The 17295-nt window shown below is 59.8% G+C and carries 12 protein-coding genes and 3 riboswitches; of the genes, 4 read left to right on the top strand and 8 right to left on the bottom strand.

Features of this window, described 5'->3' with window-relative positions:
* Nucleotides 1-3: 3 nt before the first annotated feature.
* The 4 genes from eno to msbA all read right to left on the bottom strand — a co-directional run bounded on the left by eno (nt 4) and on the right by msbA (nt 7162).
* Nucleotides 4-1281 (bottom strand): phosphopyruvate hydratase, encoded by a 1278-nt coding sequence (gene eno / locus ISP15_RS07500; protein ID WP_404546595.1) that lies wholly within the window; start codon nt 1279-1281, stop codon nt 4-6.
* A gap of 32 nt (nt 1282-1313) precedes the next feature.
* Nucleotides 1314-4664, bottom strand: a complete 3351-nt coding sequence (locus ISP15_RS07495) for a DEAD/DEAH box helicase (protein ID WP_404546594.1) — start codon at nt 4662-4664, stop codon at nt 1314-1316.
* 10 nt (nt 4665-4674) lie between these two features.
* Nucleotides 4675-5064, bottom strand: coding sequence for a universal stress protein (locus tag ISP15_RS07490; protein WP_404546593.1), 390 nt, complete (start codon nt 5062-5064; stop codon nt 4675-4677).
* Between the two features lie 201 nt (nt 5065-5265).
* Nucleotides 5266-5334, bottom strand: a riboswitch (Fluoride riboswitch).
* 79 nt (nt 5335-5413) lie between these two features.
* Complete coding sequence (gene msbA / locus ISP15_RS07485) at nt 5414-7162, bottom strand: lipid A export permease/ATP-binding protein MsbA (RefSeq protein ID WP_404546592.1); 1749 nt, start codon at nt 7160-7162, stop codon at nt 5414-5416.
* Nucleotides 7163-7332: 170 nt separating this feature from the next.
* Nucleotides 7333-7402, bottom strand: a riboswitch (Fluoride riboswitch).
* A gap of 118 nt (nt 7403-7520) precedes the next feature.
* On the opposite strand from msbA, the gene ISP15_RS07480 reads away from it, so the two are divergent.
* Nucleotides 7521-8987, top strand: a complete 1467-nt coding sequence (locus ISP15_RS07480; protein ID WP_404546591.1) for an Hsp70 family protein — start codon at nt 7521-7523, stop codon at nt 8985-8987.
* 33 nt (nt 8988-9020) lie between these two features.
* Nucleotides 9021-9081, top strand: a riboswitch (Fluoride riboswitch).
* A 104-nt stretch (nt 9082-9185) separates the two neighbouring features.
* Nucleotides 9186-10028: a prenyltransferase/squalene oxidase repeat-containing protein gene (locus ISP15_RS07475; RefSeq protein WP_404546590.1), complete on the top strand. Its 843-nt coding sequence runs from the start codon at nt 9186-9188 to the stop codon at nt 10026-10028.
* 203 nt (nt 10029-10231) lie between these two features.
* Here ISP15_RS07475 and ISP15_RS07470 read toward each other — a convergent pair whose 3' ends face one another.
* The 3 genes from ISP15_RS07470 to ISP15_RS07460 all read right to left on the bottom strand — a co-directional run bounded on the left by ISP15_RS07470 (nt 10232) and on the right by ISP15_RS07460 (nt 12270).
* The gene (locus ISP15_RS07470; protein WP_404546589.1) at nt 10232-10972 is read right to left on the bottom strand and encodes an SDR family NAD(P)-dependent oxidoreductase; all 741 of its coding nucleotides are present in this window, start codon (nt 10970-10972) and stop codon (nt 10232-10234) included.
* A 125-nt stretch (nt 10973-11097) separates the two neighbouring features.
* A complete protein-coding gene (locus tag ISP15_RS07465; RefSeq protein WP_404546588.1) occupies nt 11098-11844 on the bottom strand; it encodes an SDR family NAD(P)-dependent oxidoreductase in 747 nt (248 codons plus the stop codon).
* A gap of 30 nt (nt 11845-11874) precedes the next feature.
* Complete coding sequence (locus ISP15_RS07460) at nt 11875-12270, bottom strand: DUF427 domain-containing protein (RefSeq protein WP_404546586.1); 396 nt, start codon at nt 12268-12270, stop codon at nt 11875-11877.
* Between the two features lie 147 nt (nt 12271-12417).
* On the opposite strand from ISP15_RS07460, the gene ISP15_RS07455 reads away from it, so the two are divergent.
* Nucleotides 12418-13317: a LysR substrate-binding domain-containing protein gene (locus ISP15_RS07455; protein WP_404546584.1), complete on the top strand. Its 900-nt coding sequence runs from the start codon at nt 12418-12420 to the stop codon at nt 13315-13317.
* Nucleotides 13318-13555: 238 nt separating this feature from the next.
* Here the strand turns inward: ISP15_RS07455 and ISP15_RS07450 are convergent, their stop codons facing one another.
* On the bottom strand, nt 13556-14920 hold the full coding sequence (locus ISP15_RS07450) for a DUF2252 domain-containing protein (protein WP_404546583.1): 1365 nt from the start codon (nt 14918-14920) through the stop codon (nt 13556-13558).
* 377 nt (nt 14921-15297) lie between these two features.
* Between ISP15_RS07450 and ISP15_RS07445 the strand changes: the two genes are divergently transcribed.
* On the top strand, nt 15298-17067 hold the full coding sequence (locus ISP15_RS07445) for an aspartyl protease family protein (protein ID WP_404546582.1): 1770 nt from the start codon (nt 15298-15300) through the stop codon (nt 17065-17067).
* Nucleotides 17068-17295 lie beyond the last annotated feature (228 nt).

The raw sequence follows: 17295 nt of genomic DNA, 5'->3' as shown, positions 1-17295 counted from the left end.
CAGCTAGCGCACGAAAGCTGCGCGACCGGCAAAGCGGGCGCGCGATCCGAGTTCATGCTCAATGCGCAGCAGGCGATTGAACTTCGCCGTTCGTTCGCCCCGGCAGCCTGATCCTGTTTTGATATGGCCGCAGCCAATCGCCACCACCAGATCCGCGATGAAAGTGTCTTCAGTTTCGCCGGAGCGGTGCGATACATAGCACCCGTAGCCGGCTGCTTTCGCTTGTTCCACGCAGTCGAGCGTCTCGGTGACCGTGCCGATCTGATTGGGCTTGATCAGGATGGAGTTTGCGACGCCCTCGCGGATACCTCTTTGAAGTAGCTCCGGATTGGTACAGAAAATGTCGTCGCCCACCAGTTCCACGCGATTGCCCAGTTGCCGGGTTGCCTCGCTCCATCCATCCCAGTCATGTTCGGAGAGCGGATCTTCCAGTAAAACGATGGGATAACGCTGCAGCCAGTCGCTCCACAGGGCAGTCATGGCTTGGCTATCGATTTCGGACTGGTTCGACTTGAAGAAGCGATAGCGGCCGTGATGCCACATCTCGCTCGCAGCCGGATCCAGGGCCAGCGCAACCTGTTCTCCTGGACGGTACCCAGCAGCTTCGATCGCGGCAATGATCAGCTCGATAGCTTGTTCGTTGCTATGCAAATTGGGGGCGAAGCCACCTTCGTCGCCCACGCCAGTGGAAAGGCCGTGTTTCTGCAGCAACTTTTTCAATGCGTGAAAGACTTCCTCGCCCATGCGTATCGATTCGGCAAAGCTGGCCGCATGATGCGGAACGATCTTGAATTCCTGGAAGTCGACAGTATTGTCCGCATGGCGGCCGCCATTGATGACGTTGAGGCAGGGAACGGGCAAGGTTACCGCGTTGTCCCCACCCAAATGACGATACAGCGGCAACTTGCGCGACGCGGCCACCGCACGGGCGTAGGCGATCGATACGGCGAGTATCGCATTGGCGCCGAGCCGGCCCTTGTTTGGCGTGCCATCGAGTTCGCATAGCAGCCGATCGAGCGCGCGCTGTTCGCCTGGGTCCTTGTTCGCCAGGGCACCGGCAATCTCATCGCGTATGCCCGCCACGGCTTTTTGTACACCCTTGCCGCCATAGCGATGCGAGTCGCCATCGCGTAATTCCGCGGCTTCGTGCATGCCCGTGGAAGCGCCGGACGGCGTCATGGCACGGCCTTCGGAACCGTCTTCCAGCTGCAATGCGGCCTCGACGGTGGGGTTGCCGCGAGAATCGAGGACTTCGATCGCGTCAATATGGGTGATCCGCATGGGTTTCGCTCCGTTAGTAAAAATTCAGGCCATCACAACGATGGCAGGTCGAACAATTGGCGAAGTTCGTTGCCGCTCAACCTTGACAAGGGCGATGCGGCGTCACCCAGCATCGCTCCGGCCAGGTCGCTCTTCTGGTCTTTCATGGCTTCGATCTTTTCTTCGATGGTGTCGTCGCACAATAGCTTGTAGACGAATACGGGATGCTCACGCCCTAGCCGATGCGCGCGGTCGACCGCTTGCATCTCGACTGCCGGATTCCACCAGGGATCGTAGTGAATCACGGCATCAGCTGCCGTCAGGTTGAGTCCCACGCCGCCCGCCTTCAGGCTGGCCAACAAGATGGGGGATGCACCGGACTGGAAGTCACGCACAGGCTTTGCGCGGTCGGCAGTGTCGCCGGTCAGTACGGCATGGCCGAGCTCGGCTTTGTCCAGCGCTGCGGTAATCAGTGTAAGCATGGAAGTGAACTGACTGAAGACCAGCACCTGGCGGCCTTCCTCGCGTAGTGACTGGATCAGCTCCAACAGTGCTTCGAGCTTGGCCGACTCCGGTGGATCGTCCAGGTTGTCGAGTAAGCGCGGGTCGCAACATACCTGACGCAAGCGGAGCAGGGCGGATAGCACCACAATCCGCGATTGTTCGTTGTTGTAGCTGGACAGGGCCTCGCGGACCCGCTCATTTTGCGCCAGGCGTAGCGATTCATAGAGCCGACGTTGTGACTCGCCCATGGCGACACGCAGCACCGTCTCGGTCTTGGGCGGTAACTCGGGTGCGACGGCCGCCTTGCTACGTCGCAACAGGAATGGCGCGATGCGTTGGCGAAGTATCGCTTTACGCGCATCGTCCTCCTGCTGTTCGATCGGTTGGCGGAAACTGCGATTGAACGAACGATAGTCGCCCAGGTATCCAGGCAGCACCGCATCGAAGTGCGCCCACAGTTCGCCCAGGTGGTTTTCCAGAGGCGTGCCGGTGACTGCCAGCCGATGCTTGGCTCGTAACAGCCGCACGGCCCGTGCGGTCTGTGTCAGCGGATTCTTGATCCACTGTGCTTCATCGAGTACGAGCATCGCATAGTCGATGTTTTCCCACACCGACAGGTCGTTGACCAGCAGCGCATAGCTGGTAACGATGACATGGGCATCCTTCAATTGGTTGCGCAGCGCAGCGCGCGACGGGCCGGTAAAGTTCACGCAGCGCAGTACCGGGGCAAAACGCGCCACTTCATCCAGCCAGTTGAAGACCAGGCTGGTGGGCGCGACAATCAGGGCCGGATGTTCGAGCCGGCCAGCCTCTTGCTCGAGCAAGAGGTGGGCAATGATCTGCACCGTTTTGCCCAATCCCATGTCGTCGGCAAGCACGCCGCCCAGTTGACCTTGACGCAACGCTTGCAGCCATTGCAGGCCTTCCCGCTGATAGCCACGCAAGGTGCCATGAAAGGCATCGGGCAAGGTTATCGTGGGAGCCATCTGTGCCGCAGCGCGCAACGCAGCGAGTGTCTCGGCAATGCTGGCCGCCTGACTGCCTTCAACGGCAATGCCCTGATGCTGGAGGCAGCCGCTTAACGCCATCGCTTGCGAGCGTGATACGTCGATATGGCGCTGATCGCTCCGCAGCGGACGATCCAGGCACTCTACGAGAGGGCCGATCCATTCGCGCAATTGTTTCAGCGGCAACGGCAACCAGCGCTGGTTGCCGACAGGAGCAAGCCAATGCGCATCGGTGGGTTCGCCAGGCGTGGGTGCCAGCGAAAAGGCGCGGCGCGAAAGGCCGCCCAGCACGATCGGCAATACATCCAGTTGCTCGCCATCGATCGTGGCGGCAAGCTCGAATTGCGTCCAGCCTGGACGTTTGCCTTGGTCCAAGACCGCCTTCAGCCTTGTTTCCCGCGGCAATACGGTAAAGGGCAGTTCCGGATCATATTCGATCACGTAGCCGGCGTCCGTGAGCGATTGCAACACCGTTTCCAGCGCGGCAAAGGTCTCGGCGGCGCCCAGGCAATGTTCCCGATGCACGAACGCATGAGCGTCCGGTGCAGGCGTCAACTTGCGGCGCGCATCCGGCAGCAGCGAGGCAATATCGACGATGTCGGCCTTTTCCAATGCGCGGCGCGCAAGCGTTTCCTGAGCAACGTTGCGTTGGATAAGGACATACCCACGACCCGATTGCCGTATGACTTCCTGCTGGTAAGCCTCATCGGCAAGCGGCAATCGATGGCCGCCATAGTCAGCATAGATGTGCACGTAAAAAGCGTAGTCACCCCGTTGTTCGTGCCGGGAAGCGCCGATGACCGCGACCGGGCGCAACGCCGCATTGACCGGACGCGCAGGCGGCGGTGTCGGCGGTGGCGGTACCGAGGCCAGCAGCGGATGCGGCGGCCACGCCTCAGCCAAGGCGATGGCTTCGGCGGGTGGTACGGCAGGCATGTGCTGGACGATTTCCCACGTAGTGCGCGAGAGATCCAATGTCCCGAATTCGCCTGCCGCAAGATCAAGGTAATGCAGTCCGTCCAGCTCGATCAGTTGCACCTCCGGCGAGTCGGGCCATCGCAACGCGATCCGCGCGCGGGCTTGTGTGTCATGCGTCCATTGCCAGTGGGGCTGCCGCGGCTCCCCCGCCCGGATGTCCTGCAGCGTGTGGGTATGGCGGCAAATGCCGGCCTGTAGAAACTCGCTCAATAAATTGGCGCCGCCATGGCCGTGCAGGAGATAGGACGGCTCGTTCGGGCGTCGTTTTTTTTGCGTCATGGCCAGCTGCGACTGCCACAGCATCGCTTGTCGCGACAAGTGCGGCTGCGCGCGCGGTTGTTCGGCAGATAGCCAGCGCTGGGAGTCCGAGCCGTGAGTCAGCATCAATTGCACGGCCAGCTTCGCCGGGGAGCGGTCGTTATCGGGCTGTAACACGCATACCAGCTGCCACGATTCCCGTCCCACGCTCGGCTCGATTTGGGGTGGCGGCAGTTCGTGCAGCGTCCCGATATTTTGCTGCCAGCGCTGCAGCGGGGTCATGGCCCGGGGCCAGTCGAGCAGCTGCTGCAAACGTATCAGCATCGCGGCAGCGTGCAGGCATTGCGGTTGGTTGCAACTGCATTGGGACTCGAGCATGCCTTGACCGAATAGCGTGAACAGATAGACGGTGACGCATTGAAGGGTGCCGTCGCTATCGATAACCGCGCACTGCAGCGCCTGGGCCTGGCTGCCATCGGGTTGAAACCACGCCAATGGTTTTTGCCAATCCTTGCTACGAGGCGCCAATGCCTCGGCCGCCTTGAGCGTGGCGCGGCTGAAATGCGACGCGAGCGGCAATTGCCTGATAGCATCCATCAGCAGGCGTCGCGCTTCTTCTGTCCGATTTGATGGCTGGATATTCGGTCGCGAGGTCATGGCCATGGCTTCATCCGATGACGGTCACTGGAACCGGACAACCTTGTCCCAGGGCATGCAGCATCATGGCGGTAGCCGGCGATTCATCGTCCGCTTCCGGTCGCGCTATGACAACGCGGTCGATGCCGTGAGCCAGCAGCACCTGCTGGATCAGGTCCGTCGTGGGCGCATCCAGGTAGCTGGCATCTACCTCGGTACCCATCCGCACGCCACGTTGCGCAAATGCCGTCAGGTCCCTGGTCAGTCGATGGCCCACTGCAATGGGCGATGCCGCCGGATCCGATCGAATGGCCAGCACGAAGAGGCTCGCATGCACTTCCAGGCTGAGTTGCAATGCATGTTCGACTGCCTTGCGAGTGCTTGCCGAACCATCGTAGACAACCAGGAACCGACTAGCCATGGCTCGGAATCGTCGTTCGAGGACGGTCGATGCCCGCGACTGGACGAGGCAAATGGCAATGCCCGCCGTTGGTTTTCCGAATCGGGTCAAGGCAGCTTTTGTCGCTCATGACGATCTCCGCAGCGCAACCTGTCAAAGCGCGCTCCGGGTCGGACTTGGGAGGAAAGTCACGCCTACCCAACCATCGCGAGCCGGATGGCGCATTGGGTAGGCATCATTAGCCTTGCGGCGGTTGATCGTGCGGGGAGGAATGCCATCTCCCGGGGAAAACATACTGGAACAGCGCCTTGTCTTCAAGCCAAATCAGGCACTTCCGGCCATGGTTCCGCATGAAGCCGAGGCGTTCGTTTCATGAAAATTGCAGCCGATAAAGCATGGCATAGGCGCCGCCGGCATCCAGCAACTCCGTATGGGTGCCATGTTCGATGATCCTGCCCTGATCGAGCATGACAATGTGGTCGGCATGTTGGATTGTCGAGAGACGATGTGCAATGACCAGCGTAGTGCGGTTGCGCATCAGGCGCAGGAGTGCGTCCTGGATCAATCGTTCCGATTCGACGTCGAGCGCCGAGGTCGCTTCGTCCATGATCAGTATCGGTGCGTCCTTGAGGATGGCACGCGCAATGGCAATGCGTTGTCGTTGTCCGCCGGAAAGTAACTCGCCGTCCTGGCCTATGCGAGTATGCAACCCATGCGGCAGGCGTTCGATGAAAGCCAGCGCATTGGCCGCGTCGGCCGCATCCCGGATGGCGGCTTCGCTAGCTCCGCTTAATTCGCCATAGGCGATGTTGGCTGCCACCGTATCATCGAAGAGGACCACGGACTGGCCCACCCAGGCCATCTGCTGCCGCAACGAAGCAAGGGTGTAGTCGCGAAGTTCGATGCCATCCAGCGTGATGCTGCCTTTGCTCGGATCGTGGAAACGCGGCAATAAGCTTGAAAGGGTGCTCTTGCCGCTGCCAGAACGTCCTACTAATGCAGTCATGGTGCCGGGTTTACAGTGCAGAGTGATGTCGCTCAAGGCAGCCATGGGGACATTGGGGTAAGTAAATTGCACATGCTTGAAATGCAGTTCGCCACGAACTTTGCGGGCGACTTGCTTACCATGATCGGGCTCCGCGGGAACATCTATCGCCGCGAATAAGTCTTCGGCAGCCACCACACCGCGTTGAACGTTCGACTGCACGCCGGTCAGGTGCTTAAGCGATGGCAGAATGCCGCCCATGGCCATCAATACCGCGAAAAAAGTGCCGGGTGTCACAGAGTCGAGGAGTGCGGGCTGCGTGGCAAGAAAGATCAATAGCGCCAATGCACAAGCCGCTACGCATTGCACGAGCGATGTCGCAAGCGCGTTGGTAGCGATCACCTTGAGATTGAGCCGCTGTGTTCGCTCGCTGATCTCATAAAACCTTTTTTTTTCGTAGGACTGAGCGCCATAGGTTTTGATTTCGCGGAAACTGGTCACCGCGCTGGACACGATGGCCGTGACGCCCCCCATGGCAATTTGAAGGCGCTGGCTGATCTTGCGATAGGAGAGGCTCACCCGTGTGGCGATTAACGCAATGCTGGGAACCATGACTAATAGCGCCAGTGCGAGTTCCGGGCTGTAATAGATCATGACGGCGACGAGACCGATCGTAGTCATGCCGTCAATCAAGACGGTTTTCACCGCGTCAGTTGCTGCCTGCGCTACTTGTTCGCAAGTGTACGTGATGCGCGCGATCTGCATGCCATTGCCCTCGGCAGTACAGACATCCACGCGCGTATACAGATAGGCTCTGAAAACGTCATTGCGCATCGCATAGACCACGCCGCGTCCGACGTAAGCCATGGCGTAATCACTCGCAAACGACGCAAAGCTGCGCAAGACGAAAATGCCGATAATCCATATCGGCATCCAGAAGATCATCGACGGATTCTTGTCGATGAACAGGCGGTCCAGCAATGGTCTGATCAGTTTGGCAAACAGTGTCATACAGGATGCGTCGACGATCATGGCAAAAACTGCCACGGCAGCCATACGGCCATGCGCGGCGCTATACCGGAGCAGTCGGCGATAGGTATGCCAGATGGCGGAAGCTGACGGGGGAGAAGACATGCATGAACCGCAAAAAGACGCCATGGCCCATCGATCGGCCTGGTGGCGCACCAGGCAAGGCAGCGCGCCTTGGGTCAGTCCGCAAGAAACGGCGACGCCACGGTGATCGATGCCTGTCGATCGGCGTTCCGTATGCCAGCCACCCATACATGGCCGACACACGAGAGACGCGGTCGGTAGGCATCATCAGCCGAGGGGGCGGTTCGTGGTGCGGGGAGGAATGCCATCTCCCTTGCTACACGATAACGCGGCCTGCCTGGCCGCAGCAAGCTTTCTAGGAAAGCGGTATTCGGGCTCGGGCGTCAGGATGTCATAATGCGCGGCTGCATTCGGCTTTTTTTTAGATCTGGGTGTCTTCATGCGTATCGGAATCGATTTCGGAACTAGCTACTCCGCTGCCGCCGCCATGGTCAACGGGGAATTGACGCTCATTCAGTTCGGCGATGCCTATCAATTCCGTACTGCCGTTTTCTTTCCCGAAGTGGTGCCGAATCCGGATGATTTCAGGTTGACCCCGGCGCTCGAAGCACAAGTGGACACGCTTCTCCTAAGCATGCGCCGCGAACATCCGCAGGTCTCAGAGGCGCAACGTTGCCGTGATGCGATTCGCGTGGTGCGTCGTCAATGGATGGAGGAGCAGACGCGCGTAGCCGCCGCATCGATTGCCAGTTTTCAGGATGCGCTGTTCGGTGAAGATGCGGTCGAGGCGTATTTGGTGGAAGGCACCGGGCACTTGATCGAGTCGCCAAAATCGATGCTTGGCTACCGGCTCGACCCGCCGGTGCGTCGGATCATCGTCAGCATTGCCGCGCATATTCTCGAGCATATCCGTCTCACCGCTACGCGCCAATTGGGCGTGCCCGTGCGTGGCGCGGTCATCGGGCGTCCCGTGGAGTTTCGAAGTTCCATGGGGCCGGCCGGAGGCGAGCAGGCGTTGGAACTGTTACGCGAAGCGGCAACGATTGCTGGTTTTGACGAAGTGTCGTTCCTGGAAGAACCGGCTGCCGCAGCCATGCACTATCACATGAGCTTGCCGGAGCGGCAGCTTGCATTAATTGTCGACATCGGTGGTGGCACGACGGACGTCGCTTATGCCGAGCTTGGTGGTGGTTTGGAGCCTGTCATTCACCACAGTTGGGGCTTGCCCAAGGGTGGAACGGACTTGGATATAGGCGTCAGCCTCCACAGTTTCATGCCGCATTTGGGTAAGGATGTGTCACCGGTTCCCGTGCATCACTTCGTTGAAGCTGCCAGCGTCCATATTCTTCCCAAGCAGCGTGAATTCCGACGCCAAAACTACCGCCTGGTGGACGAACCGTTCGGTTCGCGATTACGCTCGCTCCAGCAACTAGGTGCCACCACGCGCCTCAATCGACTGGCTGAGCGCATCAAGATTGAGCTTGGCGCCCAGGCGCGCGCAGGTGTGGATCTCGCATTTATTGAGAAAGGCCTGACCATAGAAGTCGGACAGCCTGATCTTTTGTTGGCTGCGGAAGACTTTCTGCAGCGTTTGCGGCGACTCCTTGCGCAAGCAAGGGATGGGATGGTGGAGATGCCACGCAGTATTTTCTTGACCGGCGGCAGCTCTCGCTCGCCACTGCTGCAGGAAAGTGTGCGCGCCAGCTTTCCTGGTGTCGCTGTTGTCGCTGGCGATCCCTCACTGGGCGTTGTATCCGGATTGGCCGCTGCCTCATCGAGGACTGCCCGCGGGTGTACTGGCTTGTGCCTGTCGCGAAAAGATCAAAGCGCTGCGCTTGCCAGGCCGCTGGCCTCTGTTCGGGGCGGAATTTCCACGGCGGGTAACGAATGCCCGCGAGAGGAATAGACCGGTTTCCTGCCATGCGCGGGCGTGCTACGTTATGGCGCAGGTGATGGAGTTCACCTGAACCGCCCGTTGGGCTAATGACTCCTGTTGGCTTCTTTGTTGCCCTATAGCCAGGAGTGATTTCATGTCCATGCTCGAGCGCCGGTTCGTTGCATCCCTCTTTATTTCTACGGCAGTCCCATTCGGCGGGGCTAATTTATGATGCCGGCCGCTTCTATGAGAGTCCCAGACGAAGCGGTCGCCAGTGCGTTAGCGCGAGCGCAGGCCTATGTGCTTGAGAAGCAATCGCCAAATGGCGGCTTTTGCTTCTATCGCGGCTACTACCTGGAAGAACCAAGCTTGGCCGATACATGGCATGGCCTCGCCGCGCTGAGTACTTTGGGTGCTGTTCCATGGCAGGGCGATAGTCACGCAGCCTTTGTCATCGCCCAGCCCGTCGAACCTCAACCCTTTGCGCTGTATTACCGGGTACGGGCGCTCGGCGTGCTAGGAGTGGCCGATCCCATGGCCGCAGACGTACGGTGGGCAATTGGCTCGTTGCAGATCCGCCGGCACGATCCGGCTGTCCATGCGTCGCTTACCTTGAGCCTGCAGCGATTGCGTTGCACCCTTTGGTTGAAGCAGCACTTCGAAATGCCTTTCGAGGTGGATGAGATAATCCAGGCACTGCTGAACTGCGAAGGCGAGAAAGGCGGTTATGGCACGCCGCCCAACGTGCTAGACACGGAAGCGGCTATTGGCGTGTTGAAGCTCTGCAATCGCCCGATCGCGTCTCGCACGATGGATTTCGTGCGAGTCATGGCCGAGCCCAATTTTGGCTTTCGACTTACGGCAGGTGCGCTTTCCCCGAATTTGGAAACCACGTGTGCGGGTGTGATTAGTTGTTCTCGCATGGACATGCCCGTTCCGTATGCGCAAGCAGCTACCGCTTTTATATTGAGCTGCCAAACGGGCAATGGCGGTTTCGGTCGCAGCGCTGACGCACTCCCCGATTTAGCGTTGACGCACATGGCGCTTACCACATTGATCGATCACGCCTAGCGTAAGGCTGCCTGTCCGCATGATCTCGATCGAGGAGCATCATAAGCTCGTTCTGTGGTGGGGCGGAGGAAAGTCGCCAATGAGTTTTTCAGCCTTGGTCTTTTTGTCTGGTTGGTTTTGTGCCGGCCGTCCTGCTTGAGAGCGGCATCGGCGGCTTGCCGATTCTCAAGCAGGTTCAGATCCAAAGACGCATGAGCCTGCGCTCAGGCATTGGTGCCGCCGTCGACCGTCAGATTCGCCCCGGTGATGTAGGAAGCCTCGGGGCTGGCGACGAACGCCACCAGCGCGGCCACTTCATCCACCCGGCCATAGCGGTTGAGCGCAGTGGCCGCCTTTTGCGGTACCGCCCAATCGCCTGCGGCGGGATTCAAATCCGTATCGATCGGGCCGGGCTGCACGTTGTTGACGGTGATGCCGCGGCTTCCCACTTCCCTGGACAAGCCCTGGGTAAACATCTTTACCGCGCCTTTCGTCGCCGAGTACGGCACGAGGCCGGGCGTAAGCACTCGTTCGCCCACGGACGAACCGATCATGATGATGCGGCCATTGTCATTCATGTGCTTCAACGCTGCCTGCGTCGTTACGAAGACACCGCGAACGTTGATGTCGATGACACGATTCAACTCGTCGAGCGTGGTTTCTTCGAACGGTTTGGGGATGGCGGTGCCGGCATTGTTCACCAGCACGTCGAGCTGGCCGAAGGCGGCTACCGCTTTTTCCACGGCGTTCTTCACGGCGTCGACGTTGGCAGCGTCTGCCTGAATCGCCAGCGCTTTTCCGCCCTTGGCTTCAATCGCCTGGACGACGGCCGATGCCATGGTGGCGTCTTTCGCGTAAGTGATGGCGACGCTCGCGCCATCGGCGGCCAGGCGCTTGGCGATCGCCGCGCCGATGCCACGCGAACCACCGGTAACCAGGGCAACTTTCCGGGCTAACTTGGACATGGGATTTCCTTGGGTTTCTGGGTAGATGAAAGGGGTTCGTCCAACTGGGAACATTCAAACGTTCGTGAACTATGGGTTGCTTCGTTTGCCGACTGATGCGTGCGCAAGGGTGCCAGTGGCGAGAATCAAAGCTTGGAGCCGCCGTCGACCCGCATGGTCTCGCCGGTCATCCAGCGCGCCTTGTCGGAGGCAAGAAACACCATGGCGTCGGCAATATCCTCGGGCGTCGCGAGGCGCTTGAGTGCCTGCATGGACAAGGCGCGGTCGCGACCTTCTTCGGTCTTGGTGAAATTGGACATGTCGGTATCGACCACGCCCGGGGCTACCGCATTGACGCGAATGCCGCGCTCGCCCAGGGCGGCGGCAAAATGCTTCACCAGCGTGTCGACGGCGCCCTTGGTTGCCGCGTAGGCAGAGAGCGAGCCGGCCACGGCGCGTGCCACCAGTGATGAAGTGAAAATGATCGTGCTGCCCTTGCACAGGGTCGGCAGCAGCTGCTGCACCAGGAAGTAGGGCGCGCGGACATTCACGGCGAACAGCTGATCGAAGTCGTCGACGGTGAGTTCTTCGATCGATGCCGCTTTGGAGATGCCGGCGTTGGCGATGAGAATGTCCAGCCGATCGCCGACAATGTCGCGAACCTGTCTGGCCAGTTCGTGCGCGCCGTGGGGCTTGCCCAAGTCAGCCGCTACCTTTTGCGCGCGGCCACCGGCGGCAATGATTTCCTTTACGACGGCATCGGCTTCCTTCTGCGCGTTGCCATAGTGGACGATCACCTGCGCGCCCGCCTTGGCGAGGGCGAGAGCCGCGGCACGGCCGATACCGCGGGAAGCCCCGGTTACCAGGGCGGTCTTGCCAGTGAGATTGGTCATAGCGAAAAGTCCGGTTGTGGAGGAGTGGCTTTACGCGATCTCTTCGATCGCATCGACGCGGTCTGGATAGAACGCGACGTGGTTCTTGATGGCGGCGACGGCGGGATAGGGATCTTCGTAGGTCCATACCGCATGGAGCGATTGCTCGCCACCGGACGGGATGCTGTAGTAGTTGCATTCGCCTTTGTACGGACAGTACGTGCTGCGATCGGAGCGAATGAGCAGGGACATGTCGACATCATCACGCGGGATGTATTGGACAGCCGGATAGCTGGCCTCGCGGAGTGTCAAGGCGCGCCGCGTATCCGCAACTACCCGGCCTGCGACGGTGACCACGACCCGGCGGGAATGCTGCACGATGGCGATGGGATGATCCGGCCCCGGTTGCTTGATGGTACGGGCGGGGACGTGCACTTGCTGATTCATGCTCGAGCTCTCCTGGAAAGGCCTTCCAGGTATGGCCTGGGGCCGTTTGTTGCTTGGTGACGCGAAATTTAAGCTTGTCTGGCGCTTTTGAATAAGACTTTGTAAGCTCCGCCCCATGCCCGGGAGGCATGGGCGAGTGGGGGCGTCGTGGAGCTTCGCCATCTTCGGTATTTCGTTGCCATCGCCGAGACGGGCAGCCTTACGGTGGCCGCCGAAAAAAAGCTCTACACCTCGCAGCCGTCGTTGAGTCGCCAGATCAAGGACCTCGAAGACCAGGTCGGCACGCCATTGCTCAGCCGAAGTGCGCGCGGTGTCACGCTGACGGATGCCGGCAAGGCCTTTCTGGATCACGCGCGGCTGGCGCTCAATCAGGTGGAGGCCGCGATGGAGGCCGCCCGACGTGCCGCGCAACCCGCCAAGCAGCGTTTCAGCATGGGATTTCTGACCGGTCAGGAAATGACATGGCTGCCAGAGGCCATGCACGTGCTTCGCGCGGAACTGCCGAATATCGATGTAACGGTATCCAGCGATTATTCGCCCGACCTTGGCGAAGCGGTGGCGCGCGGCCGGCTGGACGTTGCCTTCATGCGTGCCGAACCGGATGTGGACCTGATCTACCAGCGTGTCCGGCAAGAACCGCTGGTGGCCCTGATGCCTAGCGATCATCCACTAGCGACGCGCACCGCCGTGCGTGCCAAGGATCTCATCGGCCTGCCTTATATCGCCATGGCGAACAAGGCGAAGGTGCTGCGTTCGGTCATCGACCAATACCTCGAACGTGCAGGAGTCCAGATCACGCCCACCCAGCTGGTGGACAATCCCGCGATGGTCATGTCCCTGGTGGCGTCCACGCGCGGTATCGCGCTCATACCGTCTTATGTAGAGCCTCTCATGCCATGGTCGGTGGTCAGTCGTCCGCTGGCGGACGACGCCCCCACGATCGACCTGGTCGTGGGCTACAGCGCATCGAATCGGTCACCGATTCTCCAGCTATTCCTCTCCCATCTTGAGCAACTGATGGCGCGTGTCGGCAAGGCGGATGCCTGAGGGACGTTTGCTTCAACCCGCGGCAGGCGTTCCGCAGCTGGCTTCGCAAACAGGTCGACTGAGCGTCTGGCATAGGAACACTCTCCAGCTGTCGATTTCTTGCTACCACGTTCCGCGCCAGGGACTGCAGGGCCTGGCCGGCGCCGGCAAGGGAGGCGAGTGCGCTATCGGCATGTGGCGCAGGCATGGCCTGGGCGAGGTTCGCCCAGGCCATGCGTTTGAGCCGAAAACGCCTGGATCAATAAAGCGGAGTACCCGCGTTATACGCAGCCACGAATGCCTGCCAATCAAGGTTTACCTGCTGGGCATAGCTGAAGGCGAAGCTCGAGATCTCCGTTTGCAAACCGCTGCTGTTGGCCACGGCACTGATTTGCATGGGGGTATCGTAAGGAACGATCGCTGCGTCGTAAGCCTGGTCGGCGCGCGCATGCGCGCTCGCCAATGCCTGGCCGAAATAGGTCATGGCGGTGTCGAATTTTGAGCTGCTGGTGAGTTGGGTGTAGTCGAAGTCTTCCTCGTAAGGAGATTTCTGATGAACGTAGTACGGCACGTTGTTGATCGTGGTCCAGCCCGCCAGCGGGTCGGGATTCTCAAGCATGCCAAGCTGGCTTATCGCGACACGTTCGCCTTCATGGGAACCGTAGTCGGTGGCCGGCATGCTGCCCGGCGAAGCGAGCGCTACGTTGCTGGTGGCTTCCTGTTTCAGTTCAAGTATTACATCGTCCTTGTCGGACGTGCCCGGGCCCTCGATCAGTACCCAGTAACGCAGCTTGCCCAGACTGCCGCAGCCTGAACCGAGCTTTTGGCGAATATCTTCGACGCTGTAGTAGCTGGCACCGTTCTTGGTGGTGGACGGGAGTGTCTGTATATAGTTCGCAACTGCGTTGGCGATGGCCGTATAGGTGGCGCTGTTCACCGCCACCAGATCCGACGTGGTCTGGAAGCTGCGCACACTATTCTTGGTGCTCGTGTACTTGGACAGGAAGCTTGACTGGGAGTCGCCTTCCGAATCCTGGATCAGGTCCTTGACGACACCGCTGGTATTGCTGGTGGTGAGCTGGAACGTTGCTTGTCCATTGTTCTGCGCAAAGCCATTCATCTGCGAGACGTAAGCGGCGACGAAGGTATCAATCGCCTTGGTGATCTGGCTGGTCGACAGGCCATTTTCCTGGCCGGCAAGCACAATGCTCACCGCCGCGCGCCTTAAATCCCATACGTATTGACCAAGATGCGCCTCGTCGAAATCATTCGATGCAAAAACATAATTGCCGGCGCTGTCCTGCATCGCACCGAAGTTATCCAGGTGGGCATCGCCGGGAAGCCAGGTAAGGCCGGTCTCGGCGCTTATATAGTTGGATGCCGGCCAGGTATTCATGTCTTGATAGAAGATGTCGGCAGTGCCGCGGAAAAAATAGAACGCGCTGGTACTCATCAGTTGCATCTTCGTCGCCAGATCGGCGCTATCCGTCGCCGCATAGGGCTCGTTGTAGGTATAGACGTCGTTGACGACCCAGGCTGGGCGCGAGGTTTGCGCGTGCACACCTGCGCAGATGCCCATAGCGACGATTGACGCGGCGATAAGTTTCTTCGTCTTCACTACCATGGCCTTGCCCTCCTGTGCGTTTAAAGCGGCCATGGGAGCAGCAACACGTGACGAATTTGAGACAAGGACAAGTCAGTTGCCGTAGCAACTTGCGATCGGTGACCCGGTGATCAGCAGGAGGCTTGCCGTTGCTGAAATTGGCCAGGCATGGACCTATGATTCATCGGCAGCCAGATCTTGCTGAAGCCCGTGCAGGACAGCGGGCCGGGCGTTCGATCATCGGCCCCCTCGTGCGATCTGGATAAATTAGGATAGAGGCAGTTAAGTCGATTTCCGCTTTTGAGACATGGCGGACCTCAGGCAAGCTGCGACCGGCAGGGTATTTTTCAGGGGAAGCTATGATCTGTGCCATACGAGCCATCGCAGATGCATGGGCGATGAAGATGTTGCGTTTGTGCTGCCTGGGCATCGGCCTTTTGCTTGCAAGCCAGGCCTGGGCCGACAGCTGCCAACTGGAACGTTATGGCACCCTGCCCGTGGACATGGACGGCGGGCGCGCCACGACCATGGTGAAGATCAACGGGAGCGATACACGCTTCGCCCTCGATACAGGGGCTTTCTTCAACATCATGTCGAATGCCGCCGCGTCGTCGCTGGGACTCAGGCTGCGAGCCATGCCATTCGGTTTTCGCATTAGCGGTATCGGAGGTACTGCGGACGTCCAGTACACGCGCGTGAAGGAATTCGGCATCCTTGGCACGACACTCAAGAACATCGATTTCCTGGTCGGCGGTACCGACGCGGGCTATGGATTGCTGGGCGCCAACCTGCTTGATTTGGCCGATCTGGAAATCGACATGGCGCATGGCAAATTGACGCTGTTCCAGGTGGAGGGCTGCGACAAGCGGGCGCTTGCGTATTGGTCCACGGGTAGAAATTACTTCATGGCCGATCTCGATCCATCCGACAGGCAAAGCGATCGACGTACTTTTATCAAGGTGACGGTAAACGGCAAGCAGATGCGGGCGCTGCTCGACTCGGGAGCCTATGCTACCTTGCTGACCCGCCACGCCGCTGAACGCGCCGGCATCGACCTCGATGCGCTGGACGTAAAGCGGAGCTTCACCAGTTTTGGCTTTGGCGCCAAGTTGGTCAGGGCATGGATCGTGCCCATCGATTCATTTACAGTCGGCACGGAAACCATCCAGCACAGCCAGGTGCAGGTCATCGACGGAACGCTTGGCGACGGCAGGACCGACATGTTGCTTGGCCTGGATTACATCCTCGCCCACCATATGTTCATCGCCAACAGCCAGCGAAAAGCTTATTTCACCTATAACGGTGGCCGCGTGTTTGCCTTTGCCAGAGCGACCGGCGATAGCGACAAACCCGGCGCCGGCGCTGCTGCCGACAACGACGGCACGGCACCCAAGACCGCGCCCGATTACGCGCTGCGTGGCGAAGCCTCGCTATCTCGCGGTGAACCGAAGGCTGCCATAGCCGATTTGAACGAGGCGATTCGTTTGGCGCCCGAGCAAGCCGATTACTATGTTGCCCGCGCGAAGGCACTGTGGGCGGACAAACAGTCCGACGCGGCGCTTACCGACCTGGACAAGTCCTTGGGCCTGGATCCGAAGAACCTCGAAGCGTTGCTGCTGCGCGCAAGGCTTCATGTCATGCACAAAGACCGCACGGGCGCGGCGGCCGACATAACTGCGGCGAGTACATTGGCGCCTGCCGGATCTCCGCAGGCCCGTTCGATCGCCACGATGTATATCGAACTCGATCAACCGGCGGCGGCGCTGCCGTTGCTCGATGATTGGATTCGCCTGCATGACAATGACGCCACGCTTGGTTCGGCGCTCAACGAGCGCTGCTGGGCACGCGGCTTGACCAACCAGATGCTCGACGATGCGTTGCATGACTGCCGCAAGGCGATCAAGCGCGATGGTGAAAACCCGGCCTACCTCGACAGCCTTGGCCTGGTGCAGTTGCGGCTGGGACATTATTCCGATTCGATCAAAGCCTACCAGCAGGCCGTCGCGCAAATGCCGCGTTCGGCGTGGTCGCGCTATGGCCTTGGCTTGGCGGAAATTCGCAGCGGCCAGGCCGATGCCGGCAACGCCGATCTGGCCGCCGCCCGCGCCATTAATCCGAACATTGCCGCACATGCCGCCAAATATGGCTTGACCTCGGCAGGGCCATAGACCGCATCAATTCCCAGTCGATCGAGCAGGCGCCCACGGACAGGCCGCGATCGTCGTGGAAAAAGGATGGCCAGCGGTTGCTGAAGTCGCTATGGGTTTGATGTTGGTGAAGGCGAGATCTGATGGTCACGATCAGCAAGGGCCGCACAAGGCGTGGTGGTGTCCAGGTTCGAGCTTTGCCGTTGGTTCGGGAGGGCACGTCGAACGATTTACTACCGGCCGATCAAG

The organism is Dyella jejuensis, from assembly GCF_044904675.1.
Classification (GTDB): Bacteria; Pseudomonadota; Gammaproteobacteria; order Xanthomonadales; family Rhodanobacteraceae; genus Dyella_B; species Dyella_B jejuensis.
The sequence above is the reverse complement of the archived record's forward strand: the minus strand, read 5'-3'. Positions and strand labels throughout refer to the sequence as shown.

Bases quoted from the DNA above. Each gene is read 5' to 3' on its own strand.
- msbA (WP_404546592.1), bottom strand. From the start codon at position 7,162: ATGTCTTCTCCCCCGTCAGCTTCCGCCATCTGGCATACCTATCGCCGA.
- ISP15_RS07470 (WP_404546589.1), bottom strand. From the start codon at position 10,972: ATGTCCAAGTTAGCCCGGAAAGTTGCCCTGGTTACCGGTGGTTCGCGT.
- ISP15_RS07495 (WP_404546594.1), bottom strand. From the start codon at position 4,664: ATGACCTCGCGACCGAATATCCAGCCATCAAATCGGACAGAAGAAGCG.
- ISP15_RS07480 (WP_404546591.1), top strand. From the start codon at position 7,521: ATGCGTATCGGAATCGATTTCGGAACTAGCTACTCCGCTGCCGCCGCC.
- ISP15_RS07490 (WP_404546593.1), bottom strand. From the start codon at position 5,064: ATGGCTAGTCGGTTCCTGGTTGTCTACGATGGTTCGGCAAGCACTCGC.
- ISP15_RS07465 (WP_404546588.1), bottom strand. From the start codon at position 11,844: ATGACCAATCTCACTGGCAAGACCGCCCTGGTAACCGGGGCTTCCCGC.
- ISP15_RS07450 (WP_404546583.1), bottom strand. From the start codon at position 14,920: ATGGTAGTGAAGACGAAGAAACTTATCGCCGCGTCAATCGTCGCTATG.
- eno (WP_404546595.1), bottom strand. From the start codon at position 1,281: ATGCGGATCACCCATATTGACGCGATCGAAGTCCTCGATTCTCGCGGC.
- ISP15_RS07475 (WP_404546590.1), top strand. From the start codon at position 9,186: ATGATGCCGGCCGCTTCTATGAGAGTCCCAGACGAAGCGGTCGCCAGT.
- ISP15_RS07445 (WP_404546582.1), top strand. From the start codon at position 15,298: ATGAAGATGTTGCGTTTGTGCTGCCTGGGCATCGGCCTTTTGCTTGCA.
- ISP15_RS07460 (WP_404546586.1), bottom strand. From the start codon at position 12,270: ATGAATCAGCAAGTGCACGTCCCCGCCCGTACCATCAAGCAACCGGGG.